This is a genomic window from Streptomyces sp. NPDC056452 (assembly GCF_042796085.1).
Classification (GTDB): Bacteria; Actinomycetota; Actinomycetes; order Streptomycetales; family Streptomycetaceae; genus Streptomyces.
On record NZ_JBHTRI010000001.1, the window covers coordinates 146,797 to 167,914 of the forward strand.

General features: G+C 71.6%; 21 protein-coding genes and 1 other RNA gene. 13 read left to right on the forward strand and 9 right to left on the reverse strand.

Features of this window, described 5'->3' with window-relative positions; genetic code table 11:
* Positions 1–68: 68 nt before the first annotated feature.
* Positions 69–584: a GNAT family N-acetyltransferase gene (locus ACFQ6X_RS00645; protein ID WP_383173740.1), complete on the reverse strand. Its 516-nt coding sequence runs from the start codon at positions 582–584 to the stop codon at positions 69–71.
* Positions 585–1,110: 526 nt separating this feature from the next.
* Between ACFQ6X_RS00645 and ACFQ6X_RS00650 the strand changes: the two genes are divergently transcribed.
* The 9 genes from ACFQ6X_RS00650 (at position 1,111) to ACFQ6X_RS00690 (ending at position 10,252) form a co-directional block, all read left to right on the forward strand.
* Entirely contained in the window at positions 1,111–3,582 is a 2,472-nt protein-coding gene (locus ACFQ6X_RS00650) for a glycoside hydrolase family 3 N-terminal domain-containing protein (protein WP_383173743.1), read from the forward strand.
* Positions 3,583–3,716: 134 nt separating this feature from the next.
* Positions 3,717–4,571: an aminotransferase class IV gene (locus ACFQ6X_RS00655; protein WP_383173746.1), complete on the forward strand. Its 855-nt coding sequence runs from the start codon at positions 3,717–3,719 to the stop codon at positions 4,569–4,571.
* 11 nt (positions 4,572–4,582) lie between these two features.
* Complete coding sequence (locus tag ACFQ6X_RS00660; RefSeq protein WP_383173749.1) at positions 4,583–5,113, forward strand: NUDIX hydrolase; 531 nt, start codon at positions 4,583–4,585, stop codon at positions 5,111–5,113.
* Complete coding sequence (locus tag ACFQ6X_RS00665; RefSeq protein ID WP_383173752.1) at positions 5,103–5,399, forward strand: hypothetical protein; 297 nt, start codon at positions 5,103–5,105, stop codon at positions 5,397–5,399. The genes ACFQ6X_RS00660 and ACFQ6X_RS00665 overlap by 11 nt, the downstream gene beginning before the upstream one ends.
* Positions 5,396–6,634, forward strand: a complete 1,239-nt coding sequence (locus tag ACFQ6X_RS00670) for an NAD(P)/FAD-dependent oxidoreductase (RefSeq protein ID WP_383173755.1) — start codon at positions 5,396–5,398, stop codon at positions 6,632–6,634. Before ACFQ6X_RS00665 ends, ACFQ6X_RS00670 begins: the two co-directional genes overlap by 4 nt.
* Positions 6,635–6,703: 69 nt before the next feature.
* Complete coding sequence (locus tag ACFQ6X_RS00675; RefSeq protein ID WP_383173758.1) at positions 6,704–7,708, forward strand: ATP-binding cassette domain-containing protein; 1,005 nt, start codon at positions 6,704–6,706, stop codon at positions 7,706–7,708.
* A complete protein-coding gene (locus ACFQ6X_RS00680) occupies positions 7,705–8,538 on the forward strand; it encodes an ABC transporter permease (protein WP_383173761.1) in 834 nt (277 codons plus the stop codon). Before ACFQ6X_RS00675 ends, ACFQ6X_RS00680 begins: the two co-directional genes overlap by 4 nt.
* 12 nt (positions 8,539–8,550) lie before the next feature.
* The gene (locus ACFQ6X_RS00685) at positions 8,551–9,405 is read left to right on the forward strand and encodes an ABC transporter permease (protein WP_383174576.1); all 855 of its coding nucleotides are present in this window, start codon (positions 8,551–8,553) and stop codon (positions 9,403–9,405) included.
* A gap of 4 nt (positions 9,406–9,409) precedes the next feature.
* Positions 9,410–10,252 carry an HAD family hydrolase gene (locus ACFQ6X_RS00690; RefSeq protein WP_383173764.1) on the forward strand — a complete coding sequence of 281 codons (843 nt, stop codon included), beginning with the start codon at positions 9,410–9,412 and terminating at the stop codon, positions 10,250–10,252.
* Positions 10,253–10,331: 79 nt separating this feature from the next.
* On the opposite strand, the gene rnpB is transcribed toward ACFQ6X_RS00690, so the two are convergent.
* Positions 10,332–10,733, reverse strand: an RNA gene (gene rnpB / locus ACFQ6X_RS00695) — RNase P RNA component class A.
* Between the two features lie 50 nt (positions 10,734–10,783).
* Positions 10,784–11,308, reverse strand: a complete 525-nt coding sequence (locus ACFQ6X_RS00700) for a TetR/AcrR family transcriptional regulator (RefSeq protein WP_383173767.1) — start codon at positions 11,306–11,308, stop codon at positions 10,784–10,786.
* A gap of 175 nt (positions 11,309–11,483) precedes the next feature.
* Between ACFQ6X_RS00700 and ACFQ6X_RS00705 the strand changes: the two genes are divergently transcribed.
* Positions 11,484–12,227 (forward strand): MerR family transcriptional regulator, encoded by a 744-nt coding sequence (locus tag ACFQ6X_RS00705; RefSeq protein WP_383173770.1) that lies wholly within the window; start codon positions 11,484–11,486, stop codon positions 12,225–12,227.
* Positions 12,224–13,081: a hypothetical protein gene (locus ACFQ6X_RS00710; protein ID WP_383173773.1), complete on the forward strand. Its 858-nt coding sequence runs from the start codon at positions 12,224–12,226 to the stop codon at positions 13,079–13,081. The genes ACFQ6X_RS00705 and ACFQ6X_RS00710 overlap by 4 nt, the downstream gene beginning before the upstream one ends.
* Here the strand turns inward: ACFQ6X_RS00710 and ACFQ6X_RS00715 are convergent.
* A complete protein-coding gene (locus tag ACFQ6X_RS00715) occupies positions 13,032–14,471 on the reverse strand; it encodes an RNB domain-containing ribonuclease (RefSeq protein ID WP_383173776.1) in 1,440 nt (479 codons plus the stop codon). The genes ACFQ6X_RS00710 and ACFQ6X_RS00715 overlap by 50 nt on opposite strands.
* A 165-nt stretch (positions 14,472–14,636) precedes the next feature.
* Here ACFQ6X_RS00715 and yaaA point away from each other — a divergent pair, with 165 nt between their 5' ends.
* Both yaaA and eda read left to right on the forward strand, forming a co-directional pair.
* A complete protein-coding gene (gene yaaA / locus ACFQ6X_RS00720; RefSeq protein WP_383173779.1) occupies positions 14,637–15,437 on the forward strand; it encodes a peroxide stress protein YaaA in 801 nt (266 codons plus the stop codon).
* 59 nt (positions 15,438–15,496) lie between these two features.
* Entirely contained in the window at positions 15,497–16,138 is a 642-nt protein-coding gene (eda, locus tag ACFQ6X_RS00725) for a bifunctional 4-hydroxy-2-oxoglutarate aldolase/2-dehydro-3-deoxy-phosphogluconate aldolase (RefSeq protein WP_383173782.1), read from the forward strand.
* Positions 16,139–16,166: 28 nt separating this feature from the next.
* Here the strand turns inward: eda and ACFQ6X_RS00730 are convergent, their stop codons facing one another.
* From ACFQ6X_RS00730 to ACFQ6X_RS00750, 5 genes are all read right to left on the reverse strand, one after another.
* Positions 16,167–16,952 carry a sulfite exporter TauE/SafE family protein gene (locus ACFQ6X_RS00730; protein ID WP_383173785.1) on the reverse strand — a complete coding sequence of 262 codons (786 nt, stop codon included), beginning with the start codon at positions 16,950–16,952 and terminating at the stop codon, positions 16,167–16,169.
* A gap of 9 nt (positions 16,953–16,961) precedes the next feature.
* Entirely contained in the window at positions 16,962–18,203 is a 1,242-nt protein-coding gene (locus tag ACFQ6X_RS00735) for a bifunctional RNase H/acid phosphatase (RefSeq protein ID WP_383173788.1), read from the reverse strand.
* Positions 18,203–18,946, reverse strand: a complete 744-nt coding sequence (locus ACFQ6X_RS00740; RefSeq protein ID WP_383174579.1) for a zinc ribbon domain-containing protein — start codon at positions 18,944–18,946, stop codon at positions 18,203–18,205. The genes ACFQ6X_RS00735 and ACFQ6X_RS00740 overlap by 1 nt, the downstream gene beginning before the upstream one ends.
* On the reverse strand, positions 18,943–19,779 hold the full coding sequence (locus ACFQ6X_RS00745) for a Nif3-like dinuclear metal center hexameric protein (protein ID WP_383173791.1): 837 nt from the start codon (positions 19,777–19,779) through the stop codon (positions 18,943–18,945). Before ACFQ6X_RS00745 ends, ACFQ6X_RS00740 begins: the two co-directional genes overlap by 4 nt.
* Before the next feature lie 85 nt (positions 19,780–19,864).
* Positions 19,865–20,905, reverse strand: a complete 1,041-nt coding sequence (locus ACFQ6X_RS00750) for an ABC transporter substrate-binding protein (protein ID WP_383173794.1) — start codon at positions 20,903–20,905, stop codon at positions 19,865–19,867.
* Positions 20,906–21,118 lie beyond the last annotated feature (213 nt).

The following is a 21,118-nucleotide window of genomic DNA, read 5'->3' on the forward strand; positions in this document are numbered from 1 at the left end:
TCCCGTGCTCGGCGATGGAGCCGATGCTAAGGGCTGCCCCGTCGTCCCCGGCGGATCAGCACGCGGCGTCAGATGCTGCCGCGAGCCGAGCCGGCGGCCGCGCTCCACCGGTACAGCACGTCGGGTTCCTTCTCCTCGTTGCGGCTGCCGTCGTCGAAGGACACCGCGGTGAACCCGTGCCGCTCGTAGAAGGCGCGGGCTGCGGTGTTGCGCTGGAACGTGTACAGGCTCAGCTCCCCGCCCGAGGCCTCCTTGACCAGGGCGAGGAGTTGCGAGCCGATGCCGCGGCGCAGGGCGCCGGGGCGCAGGTAGAGCTGGTCGAGTTCGGCCCCGTCCGTGTCCAGCGAGGCGAACCCGAGCACGTCCCCGGCCCGGCTCTCGGCGACCCACACCGTGCTTCCGGGAAGCACGACGTGGGTGATCCAGGCGAGCGTGTCCTCATCGCTGTGGACGCGGGGCAGGTAGGGCAGGGCGTCGGCCCGCGAGTCCAGGAAGACCCGGGTGATCTCCTCGGCGTCCCGGGCCGACGCGGCGCGCAGCCGTATCGGGTTCCCTGCCTGCTGTGCCGACTCGTCCGCCGTCATCCCGTTGCTCCCTCGCTCGTGAACGCACAGCTATACCAGGGGCGTCGGGGAACGGCGCGGCCTTTTCCGGGGCGCGCGTGGGCCGGAGCGCCCGGCGGTCCAGTGGCCGCCCACACCGTCGGAGCGGGCACGCAGCACGTTCCGGCGACGCGGCTTGGGAGGGTGCGAGGTGGATGGCGCAGCTTGTCGGGAGTTGGCCGGAGTGTCCAACTCACCTATGCCAAAAGCTTGTTGACAACCTGTTGGGCCGGTGCCAGGATTCAAAGATCGATATGGAGAGCGCTCTCCTGTCGGTTGTCTCCGCAGCTCAGCCCGCCATCCGGTACAGCCCCTCGCGCCGACCGGTGGCGGTCCGCCCGCAGCTCTCACCCCGTTTCCCGTCGCGCATCGGGTCCGGCACGCCGGTCACGCCTTGGGCAGTGACGCGGCGTCGGCCGCACGAGCCCCGGACACCGCACGCTCTGGACCACCGCACGCCTCGGAACACCGCACGCCCATACGTCGCAGGAGGAGCACGTTGAATCGGTTGGACCATCTCCCGGCCTGGCCACGCCTGCTGTCGGACATCGGCATCGACCGGGCGGTCGAGGAGGCCGCCCGCGCGATCCTCGTCCAGATGACGCTCGAGGAGAAGATCGGGCAGATGATCCAGCCCGACCTGGTCGAGCTGACCGCGGAGGACGTCCGCGCCTACCGGATCGGCTCCGCACTGAACGGCGCCGGACGCTGGCCGGACGGGAACCGCAGGTCAGGTGCGAAGGAGTGGGCCAGGACGATCAGCGGGTTCTGGGAGGCGGCAGAGGAGGCCTACCGGGACAGACCGTTCCGGATCCCGTTCATGTGGGCGAGCGACGCGGTGCACGGGCACAACAACGTCCACGGGGCCACGATCTTCCCGCACAACATCGGCCTGGGCGCCGCACGCGACCCCGAGCTGGTCCGCCTGATCGGCGCGGCCACCGCCCGGGAGGTCGCCGCGACAGGGATGGACTGGACGTTCGCCCCCACGGTGACCACACCGCGGGACCTGCGCTGGGGCAGGTGCTACGAGGGCTACTCACAGGACCCGGAGATCGTGCACGCCTACGCGCACGCCATGGTCAAGGGTCTGCAGGGCGAGGCCGATTCCCTGCGCGCCGGTTCCGGGGTCGTCTCCTGCGTCAAGCACTGGGTCGGGGACGGAGGCACCTTCGAGGGCGAGGACCGGGGCATCGCCCGGTGCAGCGAGGACGAACTGCGCAACGTCCACTCCCGGGGCTTCTTCGCCGGGATCGAGGCAGGCGCCCAGTCGGTCATGGTGACCTACAGCGGCTGGGAGGGGTCGGGCCGCGTCGAGACGCGGATCCACGGCAGCGAGTACCTCATCACGGACGTCCTGAAGGACGCGCTCGGCTTCGACGGCATCGTCATCGGGGACTGGGACGCCCACCCCTACGTCGAGGGCTGCACACCCGGTGACGCCGGCAACGTCATCAAAGCGGGTGTCGACGTCCTCATGGTCTCGACCCGCGAGAAGTGGCAGGCGGTGTACCACAGCGCGGTCGAGCAGGTGCGGTCCGGTGACATCCCGATGTCCCGCATCGACGATGCCGTACTGCGCATCCTGCGGGTCAAGCAGCGGGCGGGCCTGTGGGACAAGCAGCCGCCCGTGGAGCGCCGGCCGGAGGACCGGGCGACCGCCCTCGGCGCCCCCGAGCACCGGGAACTCGCCCGTACGGCCGTCCGCAAGTCCCTCGTGCTCCTCAAGCACGACAACGCCGCGCTGCCGCTGGCCCGCACCTCGAAGGTCCTGATCACCGGCAGTGCAGCGGACGCGGTGCGCAAGCAGACCGGCGGGTACACGGTGACCTGGCAGGGCGACGACGTCGGCATGGACGACTTCCCCGGGGGCTTCACCGTGACGGACGCGGTCAGGTCCATCGTCGGTGAGGACCGCTGCACGGTCGATCCGCGCCTGGAGCACGCGGACCCCTCGGAGTACGACGTCGTCCTGGTGGCGATCGGCGAGGACCCCTACGCGGAGATGTTCGGCGACATCAAGCCGTGGCGCAGCATCGCCTACGCCGAGCTGAAGCCCACGTACGCGCACGACCTCGCCGTACTCCGCAGACTGCGGGAGTCCGCTTCGAAGGTCGTCACCGTCGCGTTCGGCGGACGCCCGCTGTACATGACCGAGGAGATCAACCTCTCCGACGCGTTCGTCGCGGCCTGGCTGCCCGGCCCCGACGCCAGGGGCATCACCGACCTCCTCTTCCTCGACCCCCAGGGACAGCGGGCCCACGATTTCCAGGGCCGGCTGAGCTTCGTCTGGCCCCGCGGCCGCCACGCGGCGACCGTGGACTCCGGCCACGAACCGCTCTTCCCGTACGGGTACGGGCTCACCCTGCAGGGCACCGGCGACGCGGCCGTCGGCTCCACCGGGCCGCTTCCGCTCGACGAGGAGGAGACCGCCGCGGGAGCTCCGTCGCTCACCGCCGCCCGCGTGGCGATCGGGCCGGGCGCGGACCCCTATGTCTTCGAGTACAGCGCCACGGACAACGGGCCGCAGCCGATCGCGTCGGAGAGCAGGACGGAGACCGCATTCATCTCCGTGGAGCCGATCGACCACCTGAGTCACCGCGACGCCGTCTCGCTGACCTTCAGGGACATCAGGACCTTCGTGTACGCCCGGGAGAGCGGCGGAAAGCCGTACGACCTCCGTGACTTCGCGGCGGCGGGCGGCAGGCTCTCCTTCCATGTGCGGGTCTTCGAGGCCCCGGCCGGGCCCTTCCACCTGACCTGCCACGACGACTACCCCCAGCAGCCGGCGCTCGACATCGCCGACCGGCTGCGGGAGCTGCCCGTGGGCGAGTGGGTGACCTTCGAGGTGCCGCTGGCCGAACTGGCCGGGGTGGGCGTCGAGTTCGACCATGTCGACGTGCCGTTCATGGTCTACACGGAGCAGCCGGCCCGCCTCGACATCGGCGGAATACAACTCGTGGCGACGCCACGCGCGTAGTGCAGCAGTGCGAACGGACAGGGAATGCGTCGCGGACGAGCACGGGGTCCGCTCGCGGCAGATGGGGATCTGCCGGAACGAGGGTGGGGGACTGTGGGCGAGCGAGTGATGTGGTTCGACGGAACGTGTGTGCCGTGGGAGGAGGCCAGGGTCCATGTCTGGGACGAGCTGGCGCTCCGCGGTGCCAACGTGTTCGAGGGGATGACCGCGTTCTGGGACGAGGGGGCACAGGAGCACCGGCTCCTGGCCGGGGAGCAGCACGTGGACCGGCTCTTCGGTTCCGCGCGCATCGCCGACATCCCACGCGGTACGACCGGGACGAGGTCTTCGCCGCGCTGGCCGAGGTCGCGGCCCGGCATCCGGGCGTCGACGTGTATCTGCGCCCGACGTTCTACGCGGCACGCGGACGGTCGAGCCTGGCCCCCGAGAGCGTGGGAGCCATGTACATCGGCGGATTCGAGTTCCGGCCGGTGACCCCGCCCGCGGTGCGCGCCGCCGTGAGCAGCCACAGCCGCTACGGCGGGCCCATCGGCCCCCTGGCCAAGTCCGGCGGCTCCTACCTCGACTTCCGGGTGTTCGAACGTGAGCGCCTCACCCATGGCGTCGAGCACATCATCATCCTCAACGAACGGGGCCACGTCGCCGAGGCGGACGGGGCCGCCGTCCTGCTCGTCCGCGACAGGACCGTTCTCGTCCCTCCGGTCAGCGCCGGGGTGCTGGACTCCCTCACCAAGCGGATCCTGCTCGACATCGCGCGAGGCCTCGGGTACACGGTCACCGAGCGGGCCGTGCTGCGCGAGGAACTGTACGGAGCGCAAGTGGTGCTCGCCGGCACCCTGCTGGGCGTCCGGCTCGTCGACAGCGTCGACGGTGTGACCCCTCACCAGGCACGCGACACCTCCTGTGCCCAGGAGCTGGCCGACGCGTACGAAGGACTCTGCCGCGGCGAACACCCCCTGTCCAAGGCGTTCCTGCAGCCCCTGACCTGAGCGGGTGTCCGATGCGTGAAACCCAGAGCGACACGGTGCACCGCAACCCCTGGTTCTCCGTGCTGCGCAAGCGGTACGAGGACGCCGTGGGCGGCCGGCACGAGTACTTCATGGTCAGCAAGGCGGACTCCGTCCTGGTGGCCGCACGTCTGGGCGGGCGGTACGTCGTGGTCGACCTCCCGAGGCCCGCGTTCGACGGTTCGCGCAGCATCGAGTTCCCCCAGGGCGGTATCGGTGAGGGCGAGTCACCCGAGGAGGCGGCGCGCCGCGAGGCCCTGGAGGAGACCGGCCACCGGGTGACGGCGCTGAGGCACCTGGGGACCTTCGCGGAGAGCAGCGGGTTCTCCGTGACCTCCTGCCATGCCTACCTCGCGGACGTGGCCGACTCCGGTCCGACCGATCGGGACCCCTTCGAGCAGGACATGGAAGTACGCACGCTGTCGTGGCACGACCTGTGCGCACTCGCACGCGGCAACGGGATCCAGGACTCCGCCACTCTCGCCGCGCTCGCACTGCTCAGGGCGGCGGACGATGTCGGCTGACACGGCGGAGGTCCTGGTCCCCCTCTTCATCGACGTAACGATCAGCCTCACCAGCGGAGATGTGACCTGTCGTCCGGGCACGGCACCGGACGCGCAGGAACGGCTGCTGCTGGCGGGCCTCGGCCCGCTGCGCTCCGCATCGGGGTGCGGAAACGCGGGCCTGGTGCTGGAGGCTGCCTCCGGGGCGCGGTGGCTCGTCGGGATCTCCGAGGAGTCGGGGCTGGTGGCCTCCGTCGAACGCGTCCACCGGGTCCCGTCGGCTCCCGGTGCGGGGGATGTGCGGTGACGCGCCGCTACGACGTCGTGGTCGCGGGCGCGGGCATGGCGGGAGTCCTGACCGCCCTGGGGCTGGCCGGCCACGGCGTACGTGTCCTGCTGGTCGAGCCGCACGGGGTGGGCGCCGGCCAGTCCGGCCAGTCGCACGGCTATCTCCACCGGGGGTACGCGTACGGCCGCACCGAGCCGCTGCTGCCGCCGCTCCTCGGCCGCGCGCGGGAGCACTGGGACGCCCTGCTGAGGGACACGTCACCGGTCACCTCGCACTCGCTCGTGTCGTTCTCCGACCCTGAGGCGGCGCGGGGCGCGACCGAGTTCTGGCGGTCCTGCGGCCTTCCGGTCTCCGCGGTGGAGGCACCCGACTGGCTCGGCGGCGGATTCGCGTCCTGCTTCAGGAGCGAGGAGGCCACCCACGACTTCGGTCAGGTGCTGCGTCACCTCGGTGCGCGGATCGCCGCGTGCGGAGTGGACGTCGACGCGGGGACCCTCACCGGGTTCTCCGAGGAACCGGGCGGCGTGCACTGCGAGTTCGAGCGCCCGGACGGAACAGGGCTGACGGTTCGGAGCCGTGCGGTGGTCGTCGCCGCGGGGGCGGGCACGCCGGGGATACTCGCCCGTTCCGGGCTGCCGCCCGTCGTGCGCTGCCGCAAGTCGTTCGTGCTGGTACTGCGCGGGGACCTGCCCGTCATCAGCGCGGTGTTCCCGGCCGGCACCGAGCACGGGCTCTTCCTGGCGAGCAGAACCGGACACGAGAGCGGGACGACGTGGCTCGTGTCCGACTTCCAGTCCTTCGACAGCGCGTGGGGCGCCTCCGGCCAGCTGCCCGGATGGTGGGCACACCGGATCCTGCTGACGCTCCGCAGGATCATCAGCCCCGAGCGCCTGGCGGGCGTCGCCACGGTCTCCGGCTACGCGGCCGTCAAGTCGGGCCTCGTACCGAGCAGCGGCACGGTCTCGCACGGGCTGGGCCACGACTTCCTCGCCGGCCGCGCGATCGTCGCCAGCCCGTCGAAACTCACCCTCGCTCCGCTGGCCGCCGAGAGGGCGATGCGGTCGGTGGCGCGCGTCCTGAAGTTCCCGTTCGACGGCGCCGCCTGGGACCCCGTTCCCGCCGGAACGGGTCGGGGGTCCGAGGGGAGCCGGACCGGCGAGAAATGGGAGACCGGCCTGGACGCCGTCAAGGACCCGGACCTGGCGAGCGGTCCGCCGGACATCGCCGAGCTGAGCCGGCTGTTCTCGCGCTGACGCATCAACTGACGCATCGGACGCACCAATAGGGCGGTCACGTCCGACCGCCGACCGAAGGGAACTGGAATGCCGAGCGAATCTGCGGCCATCGTGACCCGCGGCCTCACCAAGACGTACAGAGTGAGGCGGCCGGCCACCGGCCGCTTCGGCACGGTGCGGTCGCTCATCAGCCCCGTGAAGGACGAGCGCACCGTCGTCTCCGATCTGACGCTGTCCGTGGACCGCGGTGAACTCGTGGGCCTGCTCGGGCCGAACGGGGCCGGCAAGTCGACGTCCATCAAGATGCTGACCGGGATCCTCACACCGACGTCCGGCGAGGTGTACGTCGACGGACGCGTCCCGCAGGAGGACCGGACGGCCAACGCCCTGTCCGTCGGGGCGGTCTTCGGCCAGAAGACCCAGCTGTGGTGGGACCTGCCGGCCCGCCACTCCTTCGGCCTGATCCGGGACATCTTCAGCATCTCCCTCCACGACTACGAGCACCGCATGCGCGATGTCGACCAGGTGCTGGGCGTATCGGAGTTCTGGGACACCCCGGTCCGTCTGATGTCGCTCGGGCAGCGGGTCCGCTGCGACCTGGCGGCGGCGGTGCTGCACGACCCGGCGATCCTCTTCCTCGACGAGCCCACGATCGGGATGGACGTGGTCGCCAAGGAACGCACGCGCGCGTTCCTGTTGCAGCAGGTGCACGACCGGGGCCGCGCGGTCGTGCTGACGACCCATGACATGACCGATGTCGCCCGGCTGTGCGAGCGGGTGCTGCTCATCAACCACGGCAGGCTGATGTTCGACGGAACGCTCGACGACATGAAGAAGCAGCACGGCGCCCGCAGGGTCGTCAGCGTCACCTTCGGTGAGCCGGTGGCGCAGGTGCTGGTGCCCGGCGCGCGGGTGCTCTCCCACGAAGGGACGCGCGCCACGCTCGCGCCGGAGGGTGACAGCACGCCCGAGGATGTCGTACGGGCCCTGATCGCCCGGTTCCCGGTGGTCGGCATGGCGGTGGAGGAGACCGACCTGGAGGAACTGATGCGCAACGCCTATGAGGCCGAGAACGAAACCCAGTTCGCATGAGCGCCGTTGCTGCCGCCCCGGCACCCGTCCGGAGCCGCGCCTGGCGGATCTGGCGCATCGCCCCCCTCTACCAGACCATCGCCTACCGGGGCCGCTTCTTCCTCGCGCCGTTCATGCTGGGCGTGCAGATATACCTGTACTACCTGCTGTGGACCGCGGTCTACCGCGGCAGGACGTCCGTCGCCGGTCTGGACGTCGACCAGGCCGTCGGCTACGTGATCCTCGCGATCCTGCTGGGCCGCATCCGGTGGAACAGCCGCATGGTCTCCAAGGACGCCCTGCCGCAGCGCACCCGCGAAGGCACGATCGTCTACTGGTTCCTCAGACCGATCTCACCGGGCCGCTACTACATGTACCGCTCCGTCGGAGACATGGCGTACGGAGCGATGTGGGCGCTCGTCGGCTATCTGGTCGCCCTCGCGACGGGGGCGCTTCAACCGCCTGCCTCGGCTGCCGTGGGCGCGGTGTTCGTGGTGAGCCTGGTGCTCGGGCAGATCATCCTGTACTACCTCGGCCAGCTGGTCGACCTCGCGACCTTCTGGCTCGTCTCGAACACCGGGCTGACACGCATGTACAGCTTTGTGCAGGACCTGCTCTCGGGGGTGTTCGTGCCGCTCTGGTTCCTGCCCGGCTGGCTGCTGAGCACGGCGTCGGTGCTGCCGTTCGCGACGACGATCAGCGTCCCCATCTCGATCTATGTGGGCCGGATTCCGCTCGATCAGGCCCCCCGGCACCTGGTGGAAGAAGTGTGCTGGGTCGTCGTACTAGCCCTGCTCACCCGGTTCGTCTGGTCGCGCGCGGCCCGGCGCGTGACCGTTCAGGGAGGCTGAGCAGTGACAGTGATGGCCGATGGTGCCCCCGTCCCACGGATCCGGGCCCGTGCCCGCCGGACCGCGCACGTGCTGAGGTTCGTGCTCAAGGCCACCGCCGTGAACATCCGGGGCCGCATGGAGTACCCGGGCGACTTCGCGTTCGAGGTCGTGTTCGGCATTCTGTGGCAGACCTCCACGCTCGCGTTCGCCGCCGTCCTGCTCACGCGCTTCGACGGGCTCGGCAACTTCCCGGCCGGGGGCGTGCTCCTCATCGTCGGCATGCGGCTCATGGCGCACGGACTCTTCACCATGGTGTTCGGGAACCTGTCGGACGCCCTGCTGGAACTCGTGGAGGAGGGCAGGATCGAGGGGTTCTTCCTGCGCCCGCTGTCCGTACTGACGCAGATCCTCATCAGCCGCTTCAACATCAACGCCCTGGGAGACTTCACCGTCGGCGTCACCGTGTGCGCCATGGCCGTCAGCCAGGCTCCGGTGGACTGGACCCCCGCCGCCGTGCTCTATCTCGTCGCGGCGATCATCGGCGGGGTCTTCCTGGAGGCGGCCGTCCAACTGCCGCTGGCGGCACTGCTGCTGCGCTCGCCGTTCGCGCACGGGGTGGGCAAATGGCTCGACGACATCATGGCGACGATCGGGAACTACCCGCTGTCGATCCTGCCCCTGTTCCTCCGGGGCGTCTTCACCTTCGTACTGCCCCTCGCGTTCGTCGCGTACTTCCCCGTGCTGGTCCTGCTGGACAGGACACCGGAGAACGGCCTGCTCTCGTGGCTGGCGCCCTGGTCCCCGGCGGTCTGCCTCCTGCTGTTCCTGATCTCGAAACGGCTGTGGAACTGGAATCTCCGTCACTACCGCAGCACGGGAGGATGACCTCGTGACCACGGGAACAGCCACCGAAGCGGCAAAGGAGCCGCTCCCGCGCCGGTTCTCCCTCGTGGCCACCGACCTGGACGGGACGCTGCTGCGCTCCGACCACACCGTGGGGGCCCGGACCAGGGCGGCGCTGGCGCTCGTCGCGGCACGGGGAGCGAGGCACGTCGTCGTCACCGGCCGGTCCGTGTCCTGGACCCGGCACGTGCTGGCGGACCTGGGCTGCACGGGGCTCGCCGTCTGCGGGCAGGGCGGGCAGGTGTACGACGCGGCGGCGCACACACAGCTGACCTCCGTCATCCTCGACAGGGAACGCGCACGGCTTGCCCTCGCGGCCATCGAGGCCGTCACCGGGCCGCTGGTGACGGCCGGCGACCGGGACGGCGTGGACGGCGAGGTGGTGGCCGCCCCCGGCTACCGGCTCGACCTCGCGGGCCAGGTGCCGATCGTGCCGGACGCGGGCCCGGACGCGCTGTGGGCGGCGCCGCTCCGCAAGATCTACGTGCAGCATCCCGTGCTCGACGAGGACGCCCTGGCGCTGATCGCGACGCGGGCCGCGGGCCACCTGGTGGGAGTGGCGAAGGCGGGCCCGGGCGAGATCGAACTGCTGCCGCTGGGCCTGGACAAGGCGACAGGCCTTGCCTACGTCGCCCGCCGCCTGGGCCTGACCGGCGCGGACGCCGTCGCGTTCGGGGACATGCCGAACGACCTCCCCATGCTCGAATGGGCCGCCCACGGCGTGGCCATGGCCGGTGCCCATCCCGAACTCAAGGCAGCGGCGGACGAGATGGCGCCGGGCAACGACGAGGACGGTGTCGCCGTCGTCCTCGAGCGGCTGTTCGCCTGAACCCGAACTGCGCCCGGAAGACCGGAAAGGGCCCCCGACACAGGTCGGGGGCCCTTTCGAGGCAGAAACGCAAAGGCGGCAGACGAGTCGGGCTGTACGCCGGGTTCTGTCGCCCGGTCGCCTCGCGGCGGCCGGGGAGACGGCCATCCATCTAGGACCGGCATTGCTGCCGGTCTCGTGCGGTCTACCCGCGAACTCGGGCGAGCAGCCCTCGGACGTTCGCGCAGGACCGTCTTGCGACGGTCCCTCTTGACCTTGCTCCGGGTGGGGTTTACCTAGCCGCCTGAGTCACCTCAGGCGCTGGTGGTCTCTTACACCACCGTTTCACCCTTACCCGGGACCGAGGTCCCGGGCGGTCTGTTTTCTGTGGCACTGTCCCGCGAGTCACCCCGGGTGGCCGTTAGCCACCACCCTGCCCTGTGGAGCCCGGACGTTCCTCGGGAGGATCCGGGGATCCCCACGCGGCCGTCCGCCCGGCTCGTCTGCCGTGTCGACCATGCTACCCGGCGGGGCGGGGCGCTCGGTTCGCCGTCAGACCGTGAAGGCCGCGATACCGGCCTCCCAGGCCGCCGAGAGGTCGGTGCCCGGCGGGAAGCGGCCGTTGAGTTCCAGGACCACCATCCCGTGGGCGAACGCCCAGGCCGCCCGGCCCCGGTCCTCGTCGCCGCCGGCGGCGCGGAACAGCGGGGCAGCCGCGGCGTCCTGCACGCCGGCGGCGGGGTTCACGGGGCGGCCCATGGTGAGGAGGTAGAGGTGCGGGTGGGCCAGCGCGTAGGTGCGGTACGCCGCGGCGAGGGCCGAGAAGGAACCGGGGGCCTCCCGTTCCGCCGCTTCCAGCACCTCGGCCGCCTCCCCGAGCATCTCGCCGGCCAGGGCGGCCACCACGGACGACTTGTCCGGGAAGTACTTGTAGAGGGAGGGCGCCGTGAAGCCCACCCGGTCGGCCAGCCGGCGCATGGTGAGCGCCTCCGGGCCCTCCTCCTCCAGGAGAGCCCGGGCGGCGGCGACGATCTGCCGGGGCCTGCTGATCTCCTGGCCGGTGGCGAGGTCGCTCACGCGTGAACCCTTCCTTGGTGCGGAGTCCGGGATTCCGTGTCCAAAGGCGCGATCGTACGAGACGGGGACGAGCCGCCCGCACACGGCGGGTGCCGAAGGAGGTCGCGGAGCCTTCGGAGCCGTCCGGACAGGAGCCGCTTGACCTTGCCGCAGCGTCAGGGTTTCTACTGGCCTCATGCGCATCGGAGAGATCGCCGCGCTCGTCGGAGTCACCTCCCGGGCCGTTCGGCACTACCACCACATCGGCCTGCTGCCCGAGCCCGCGCGCCGGGCCAACGGCTACCGGGCCTACAGCGTCCGCGACGCGGTCCTGCTGGCCAGGATCCGGCGGCTCACCGAGCTCGGCCTCGGACTCGACGAGGTGCGGGACGTGCTGGCCGACGACGCCGGGCGCGAGCTCGTCGAGGTGCTGGGCGAGCTGGACGCCGACCTGGCCCGCCAGGAGCACGAGATCCGGGAGCGGCGGCGCCGGCTGGCCGGGCTGCTGGAGGGGCCGGTGAGCGGCCACGAACCGGTCTCCCCCGCACTCCGGGCGCTGCTCGGCGCGGCACCGGACACGGACTCTCCCGCAGCCGTCAAGGACCGCGAGCACCTGGCGCTGCTCGACGGGGCCGACGGCGCCGACGCGGTGTACGCCGCCCTGCGGCCGCTGGCCGAGGACCCGGCCGTACTGCGTCTGTACGAGCGGCTCGACGAGCTGGTCGACGCCCCGGTGGACGACCCCCGGATCGCCCCGCTGGCCGCCGATCTGGCGGCTGTCGTGCCGGCCGAGGTGCTCGCTGTGATCCCGTCCGACGGACCGGTCATGACGGGCTTCGGCGAGGCCCTGCTCGACGAGTACGCACCCGCGCAGGCAGAGGTGGTGCGCCGGATGATGACCGCGCTGACCACCGAGGTGAACAGGGGGAGGAACCGATGAGCGTACGGACGGCTCGCGCCGTGGTCTGGGCGGTCCTGCCGGCTGAACTGGCCGTCATGGTCTGCCTGGTGGCGGGCGTACGCATACCCGCTGCCGCACTGCTGGCGACCGAGGCGCTGGTGCTCGCCGCGGTGGCTCTGGAGGTCTGCGTCCTGTGGCCGCTGTACGCAGGGCAGAGGCGGGCGGGTTCGGGCCGCCGGGAGGCGCTGGGGGCGGCACTGCGGGTCCTCGTCCCTGTCCCGGTCCGCCGCCTGGTCGCGCACGAGGCGCGGGCTCTGCACAGTCTGTGGCTGTGGCTGCTGCGGCGGCGTCACGGGGTGCCGGCCGAGGCGCTGGCCGTCCCGTACACCGGGCCGCAGACCGCGATGATGTACGGGCTGCTCTTCGTCTCCGTCGTCGAGACGGTGATGCTGGCCCTGGTGATTCCCTGGCCCGTGGTGCACCGCGTCCTGCTCGTCCTGGACGTGTACGGGGTGGTTCTGGTCCTCGCCATGCACGCCGCCTGCGTGACCCGGCCGCACGTCGTGGGCGAGGACGGCTCCCTGCGACTGCGCTACGGCGGGCTCTTCGATCTGCGGATCCCCGCGTCCTCGGTCACCGCCGCGCGCGTCGACCGGCGCTACCCCGAAGGCAGGCTGGTCACGCTGCACCCGGACGGGGTGCTCGACCTCTCCGTGGGCAGTCAGACCACCGTGACCGTGGAGCTCACCGGTCCGGTCGTGTTCGTACGGCCGCTGGGGAGGAGCGGTGTCGCGCACACCGTCCGCTTCCACGCCGATGACCCGCGCGCCGCGGTCGCCGCCCTCATGCGGGCGCGAACAGCACCTTCGACGAGCCAGGGTCCGCCTGCGTGAGCCGGACCCGCAGCCGCTCGCCCAGGGGGAGGACGGTGCCGCCCTCGATCCGGGCGACGATCGCCGGGTCCTCGATGTGGACGGTGCCGACGGCCGGTTCGTTGTCCTTGACGTCGATCACGTACCCGTCGAAGACCGCCCCCACCTGGTCCTTGAGCAGCGCGGCCTCGACGAGGTCGACGCACTCGCGCTCCACGGTGTTGGCCCGGCGGGTTCCCTCCGCCATCTCCTTCGGCAGTGCGGGCAGCGCCCGGAGAACCCACTCGGGGGGCTCCCCGCCGGCGAACGCCGCGAGGCACAGTTCGGCGGCGTACCGGTCGACGAGGCGGCGCAACGGCGCGGTGCAGTGCGTGTAGAGCTCGGCGACGGCGGCGTGCACGGCGGGGGTGGGGAGGTCGCCGTGCTCGAAGACGGTGTAGCCGGCGCCGCGCAGGAGCGTGGTGCACTCCTGCAGGAACGCGGCGTGGTTGCCCAGGTGGGGGTCGAGCGAGCGGACGACCTCGGCGTACGGGACGTGGTGCGGCCAGTCGATGTGCAGGGCCTGGGCACAGAGCCTGAGGCGCGCGACGGCACCGTCGGGGGCGACCGGCAGGGTACGGAGGATGCCGGTACCCGACTCCGTCATGATCCGGGCGGCTGCCATTCCGGTGAGCAGGGAGATCTGGGCGTTCCAGGCGTCGGCGGGCAGGGGCACCCGGTAGTCGAGGTCCAGGGCGCCGTCCCGCTCGACGATCTCCTGTTCGGGCACGTTGAGCGAGATGCCGCCCCGGGCGACTTCCTGCTCCTCGCGCAGCAGGCCGATGTCCTTGAGCAGGGCGAGCGGCTCCTCCGCGGTGCCTGCGTCGATCTGCCGCTGAACACCGGCGTAGTCGAGCTTGGCCCTGCTGCGGACGAGGGCCCGGCGCACCTCGCAGGCGGTCTGGCGTCCCTCGGAGTCGAGGTCGATCTGCCAGAGCGCGGCCGGGCGGGTCTCTCCGGGGAGGAGGCTGGCCGCCCCTTCGGAGAGCAGGGTGGGGTGCAGGGGCACTTTGCCGTCGGGGAAGTAGAGGGTGGTCACCCGGTGGTGGGCCTCGGCGTCGAGCGCCGAGCCCGGCCGGACGAACGCGGCGACGTCGGCGATGGCGTAGTGCACCCGGAAGCCGTCCCCGCGCCGCTCCAGGTGCATCGCCTGGTCGAGGTCCGTGGAGGTGGGCGGATCGATCGTGAAGAAGGGCAGGTCCGTGGCGTCCCGGTGGCCCGACAGGTCCGGCGCCTTCGCGGCCTCGGCCGCCTCGGCGAGCACGGCGGGCGGAAAGTCGGCCGGCAGATCGAGCTCGTCACGCAGACCGCGCAGGGCCGCCCGCAGCGGAGTGTCGGCTGCGCCGGTCATATGGAGCTGGCGGCGAGGCATGCCACCGAGCGTAGGCCGGGGCGGTGCGGTCGGCATCCCGGTCGGCCCGCGGGCGCCTCGGGGGCCTCTCGCGCCGGGCCCGTACCCTTGCCGGGGGTTCGGGAGCCACTACGGGCCCCTGCCATGCCTCTGTCACGCCCTCTGTCACGTACGAAGGAGACCCCCGTGCTCGTGCTGTTGCCGCCCTCCGAGGGAAAGGCCGCCTCGGGGCGCGGAGCACCCCTGAAACCGGAGGCCCTGTCGCTCCCGGGTCTCGCCGGGGCGCGCGCCGCGATCCTCGACGAGCTGGTCGAGCTGTGCATGGCCGACGAGGAGAAGGCACGCGAGGTGCTCGGCCTGAGCGACGGGCTGCGGGGCGAGATCGCGAAGAACGCGGAGCTGCGCACGGCAGGTACCCGGCCGGCCGGGGAGATCTACACCGGAGTGCTGTACGACGCCCTGGACCTGGCCTCCCTGGACCCGGCGGCCCGACGGCGGGCGGGGAAGTCGCTCCTGGTCTTCTCCGGGCTGTGGGGCGCGGTGCGCATCGGTGACCGGATTCCTTCGTACCGCTGCTCGATGGGCGTGAAGCTGCCGGGTCTGGGCGCGCTCAACGCGTACTGGCGCGCCCCCATGGCCTCGGTCATGCCGGAGGCGGCCGGGAGCGGGCTCGTGCTGGACCTGCGGTCGTCGGCGTACACCGGTGCATGGAAGCCGGCGGGCGAGGTCGCGGAGCGCACGGCGAGCGTGCGGGTGCTGCAGTCGCAGAGGGTGAACGGGGTGGAGAAGCGGTCGGTGGTCAGCCACTTCAACAAGGCGACCAAGGGCCGGATGGTCCGTGACCTGCTGCTCGCGGGGGCACGGCCGAAGGGCCCTGCGGAGCTGGTGGAGGCGCTGCGGGACCTCGGTCACGTGGTCGAGGCGCAGGCTCCGGAGCGGCCCGGGCGGGCGTGGGCGCTCGATGTCGTGGTCACCGAGATCCACTGACGTTGCAGCATGCGCAACGGTCGTTGCGTAGAGTGCGGTGGGCGCGGCAGGATGAGGTCATGACCTCCTCCGCGCCTTCCGCATCCCCTTCCGTGCTGGACCTCGCCCCCGTCGTCCCCGTCGTCGTCCTCCAGGACGCGGCCGACGCGGTGCCGCTGGCCCGCGCACTCGTAGCGGGCGGCCTCCCGGCGATCGAGGTGACGCTGCGGACGCCCGCCGCACTCGACGCGATCCGGGCGATCGCCGCGGAGGTCCCGGACGCCGTGGTGGGTGCCGGCACGGTGATATCCGTGCCGCAGGTGACCGGGACGGTCGCCGCCGGGGCGCGCTTCCTGGTCAGTCCGGGCTGGACGGACACACTCCTGGACGCGATGAAGGCGTCGGGTGTGCCGTTCCTGCCGGGGGTCTCCACGACGTCCGAGGTGGTCGCGCTGCTGGAGCGCGGGGTCACGGAGATGAAGTTCTTCCCGGCCGAGGCGGCCGGTGGTACGGCCTACCTCAAGGCCTTGTCCGCGCCTCTGCCGCAGGCCAGGTTCTGCCCGACGGGCGGGATCTCGCTCGCGTCGGCACCGTCGTACCTGGCCCTGCCGAACGTCGGCTGCATCGGCGGCAGTTGGATGGTTCCCGGCGACGCCGTGGCCGCGAAGGACTGGGCGCGGGTGGAGCGACTGGCACGCGAGGCGTCCGCGCTGCGCGGCTGAGCGGGAAGGCTGACCAGCTGAGCCGCGGTCAGCGCACGACCTGGACGGCGTACAGCGTGCCGATGCCCAGGGCCAGGGCGCCCAGCAGGAGCCGCAGCGCCGTCTCGGGAAGGCGGGGCTGGAGGCGGGCCCCGAGGTAGCCGCCGCAGAGTCCGCCGAAACCGCAGACCAGGCCGAGCGGCCAGTCCGGTGCGATGTCGCCCGTGGCGGTCAGGGACAGCAGTGCGTACGTGCCCGCTCCCGCGAGGGAGGTCACGAACGTGCAGGCGAGGGCCGCGGGTGCGACCTTCGCGACCGGAACCCCGCGCCCGACGAGGATCGGGCCGAGCAGGGAACCGCCGCCGATCCCGTAGATGCCGCCCGCGACACCGACCGCGACGGCGAGAGTGGTGGTGGCACGCGGCGAGGGCTGCGCGGAGGCGGCGGCGCGGCGTGAGGGGCGCAGGGTGCGGGCGCACAGCCAGGCTCCCAGGGGAAGCAGCAGGACGGCGATGAACAGCCGGAAGACGACCGGTCCCGGCACGGCGAAGACCCGGATCACCGCGCCGATCACGACACCCGGCACCGCGCCCACGACGAGCAGCCGGGTCAGCGGCCCGCGCAGTCGGCCGCTGGTGCGGTAGCGCAGCAGCGCCCCGGGGCAGGACACCACGTTGTACAGCAGGTTGGTGGGGGTCACGGCGGGGCTCGGCACGCCGAGCACGCTGACCTGGACCGGCAGCAGGAACACCGCGCCGGACACGCCCACGGGCGCCGTCGCCACCGATATCAGCAGGCCCGCCACGAAGCCGAGCAGTCCCGTGGACCAGGTCACCGCATCCCGCTACCGCAGGTGCGAGGTGTCGTTCAGGAGCCTCAACGAGGCGTTGCCGTCCGCGTAGTAGGCGACCGTCGAGACGGAGGCGGGAAGAAGCTCCATGCGGAACATGGAGTCCGGCGGGGCTCCCAGTGCCAGTCTGACCATGGTCTTGATCGGGGTGACGTGGGTGACCACGAGCGCCGTGCGGCCCGCAAAGCGGGAGATCAGGCGGTCGCGGGCCGCGGAGACCCGGTCGGCCACCTCGGCGAAGCTCTCGCCGCCGCCGGTCGGTGCCGCGTCGGCGGAAGCGAGCCAGGTGGTCAGGTCGGGGCCGTAGCGCTCCCGTACCTCGGCGAAGGTCAGGCCCTCCCACGCACCGAAGTCCGTCTCGCGCAGGCCCTCCTCGATGCGGACCTCCAGGCCGAGCCGGTCGGCGACGGCGGCGGCCGTCTCGCGGCACCGGCGCAGCGGCGAACTGACGATCTCCTGGATCGTGCCGCGGGCCTCGAACGCCTCCGCGGCACAGGCGGCCTGGTGGCGGCCGGTGGCCGAGAGCTCGGGGTCGGTGCCGCCGCTGCCGGAGAACCGCTTCTCGGGGGTGAGGGCCGTCTCCCCGTGCCGGAGCAGGATGAAGGTGGCGGGCGCACCCAGGTCGGGTGAACTCCCCCAGCCCACCTGCGGGGTGACCGCCGCGGCGGGGCGGGCCGCGGCCATCGCGGCGCGTACCTTCGCCGCGCCCGCGACGGCGTCCCCGGGCGGACCGGCCGGGGCCTGATCCGGGGCGGGCGTACGCCGCGGGGCGTCCAGGGCGGCCGTCGAGGACGACGGCTCCCACTGCCTGCCCCGCTTGCCGGCGTCCATCGCCTCGTTGGCGAGCCGGTCGGCGTGCTTGTTCTCGGCGCGCGGGATCCACTCGTACGTGACGGAGGCGGCGGGCAGGATGCTTGCGGCCTCCGCCGCGAGCGGCTTCATGTCGGGGTGCTTGATCTTCCAGCGCCCCGACATCTGTTCGACCACCAGCTTGGAGTCCATCCGGACCCGCACCTGCACGGCCGCGTCCGGGAACAGGGCCTTCGCCGCTTTCAGGCCGGCGATCAGGCCCTTGTACTCGGCGACGTTGTTCGTCGCGACGCCGATGTACTCGGCGGCCTCGGCGAGCGTCTCGCCGGTGACCGGGTCGATGACGGCCGCGCCGTAACCGGCGGGCCCCGGATTGCCCCGGGAGCCTCCGTCGGCCTCGACGACCAGCTGGTGGGGAGCGGCCATTACAGGCCCGACTCCGAGGTGCGGATCAGGATGCGGTGGCAGTTCTCGCAGCGCAGCACGGTGTCCGGGGACGCCGCCTTCACGTCGTTGACCTCGGTGATGTTGAGCTCGAGGCGGCAGCCCTCGCAGCGGCGCTGGTAGAGCCGGGCCGCGCCGACGCCGCCCTGCTGGGCGCGCAGCTTGTCGTACAGCTTCAGCAGGTCGGCGGGGATCGCGCCCGCGACGACCTCGCGGTCCTTGGCGACGGTGGCGGACTCGGCGTCGAGCTCGCCGGTCGCGGCGTCCCGGCGGGCGGTCGCGTCGTCGAGCTTGGCCTGGACGGCACTGACGCGCTCGGTCAGCTCGGTGACGCGCTCCTGGGCGGACTCGCGGCGCTCCATGATCTCGAGGACGACGTCCTCCAGGTCACCCTGGCGCTTGGCGAGCGAGGTGAGCTCGCGCTGCAGGCTCTCCAGGTCCTTCGGCGAGGAGACCGCACCGGAGTCGAGCCGCTGCTGGTCGCGGACGGCGCGCTGGCGCACCTGGTCGACGTCCTGCTCCGCCTTGGTCTGCTCGCGGGTGGTGTCGCTCTCCTCGGTCTGCGAGGCGACCAGCAGGTCGCGCAGCTGGGCGAGGTCGCTGTTGAGCGAGTCGATCTCGGCGTGCTCGGGCAGGGACGTGCCCTTGTGGGAGAGCTGCGACAGACGTACGTCGAGGGCCTGGACTTCGAGGAGTCGGATCTGGTCGGCGGGCGCGGCGTTCAGTTGGGGGCTCCAGAAGAGTGGTGGGTGGTCCAGGGGTCGGTGACCTGCTTCGAGACGTGGACCCGCAGGTCCCATCCGTGGCGGTCGGAAATTGCGTCGAGCTGCGCGGCTGCCTGCTCGCACCAGGGCCACTCGGTGGCCCAGTGTGCGGCATCGACCAGGCCGAGCGTCGAGTGCTGGACGGCCTCGGAGGCCGGGTGGTGGCGCAGGTCCGCGGTGAGGAAGGCGTCGACACCGGAGGCGCGTACCGCGTCGAAGAGGCTGTCGCCGGAGCCTCCGCTCACCGCGACCCGGTGCACGACGGCGTCGGGGTCGCCCGCCAGGCGGATGCCCTGCGCGGTGGCGGGCAGGCGTGCGGCGGCGCGTGCGGCGAGGTCACGGAGGGTCTCGGGGTGGTCGAGCTCGCAGATCCTGCCGAGGCCGCGACGGCCCTCGGGGTCGGTGGGGTCCGGGACGAGAGGGCCGGTGACGCGCAGGTCGAGGGCGCCCGCGAGGGCGTCGGAGACACCCGGGTCGGCGCTGTCGGCGTTGGTGTGCGCGACGTGCAGCGCGATGTCGTGCTTGATGAGGCCGTGCACGACCCGGCCCTTGAAGGTGGAGGCGGCGACCGTCGTCGTACCGCGCAGATAGAGCGGGTGGTGGGTCACGATCAGCTGGGCGCCGAGGCTGCGGGCCTCGTCGGCGATCTGCTGCACGGGGTCGACGGCGAACAGCACGCGGTCGATCTCCGCCCCGGGATCGCCGCACACCGTGCCGACCGCATCCCATCCCTCGGCACGCTCGGGGGGCCAGAGGGCGTCCAGCTCGGCGATGACTTCAGACAGACGGGGCACGGAGGAAAGGCTACCTGTCCTCCGTGCCCCGTCGGCCATGGCTGCGGGCACCCGTGCGGGCGGACCGGCAGCCGGTTGCCAATCGTTACTTCACGAGGTCGGCGCGGAGGTCGCCGAGGACGAGGTTCGCGGAGGTGACCCCGAGGCCGAGGTACCAGGTCTCGTCCGAGACGTCCTTGGCACGGCCGGCCTTGACCGCCCCGAGGTTCTTCCACAGCGGGTTGGACTGTGCGGTGTCGCGCTTGGTGGCCTTCGCGTCGCCGTAGACGCCGGTGAAGATCCAGTCGGCGTCGGCCTGGTCGATGTTCTCCGGGCTGATCTCCGCGGCGAGGTCGTTGATCTGCTGGTTCTCGGGCCGCGGCAGGCCGGCGTCCTGAAGGATCGTGCCGATGAAGGAGGCCTTGGCGTAGAGGCGGATCTTGTCCGGCAGGTAGCGGACCATCGAGATGGTCGGCTTGTCGGGGCCGATGTCCTCGCCGAGCTTCTTCGCGTTCGTCTCGTAGGCGGCGAGCTCGGACTTCGCCTTCGCGGTCCTGTCGAGCGCGGCCGCGTTGAGGAGGTAGTTCTCCTTCCAGGTGAATCCCGGGCGGATGGAGAACACCGTCGGCGCGATCTTGGAGAGCTCGTCGTACTTGTCGGCCGCACGCAGCTGGCTGCCGAGGATCAGGTCCGGCTTCAGGCCCGCGATCGCCTCGAGGTTGAGGCTGTTGATGGTGCCGACGTTCTTCGGGTTGCCCGCGTCCTTCTTCAGGTACGACGGAATGGCCGCGTCCCCCTCGGAGGGGGCGTAGCCGACGGGCTTCACCCCGAGCGAGACGACGTTGTCGAACTCGCCGACGTCCAGGACGACGACCCGCTTGGGCGCGGCCTTGATCTCGGTCCTGCCCATGGCATGGGTGAGCGTACGGGGGAACTGGCCGGCCTTCGCGTCCGTGCCGTACTCCGCCGTCTTCTTCGCCGCGTCGCCGAAGTCCTTGCCGCCCGTGGCGACAGCGGCCTTCTTGTCGCCGCCCGCGTCGGCGGCGGCCGGTCCGCCCGATGCGTCCTCGCCCCCGCATGCCGAGAGGGAGAGGGCGGCAGCCACTGCCAGGCCGACTGCGGCGGTACCGCGGCGTCGAAGGGACATCACGTGCTCCAGTTGAACGTCACACAGGGAACTCTTAGGAATGCCTTACCTTAGTCACGCGTGTCATCACGGTGCACAGTCACCCCCTTCCCTTCAGCCGAATCCGAACATCGCCACCCTTATGTGTGAAGTGCGATGGCTCGTGTTGTTCGGCAGGAAGTGCGAAAACTAGCTTCGGTTGCCGGAGGTGACCGAACCATGACTGCCTGTGTC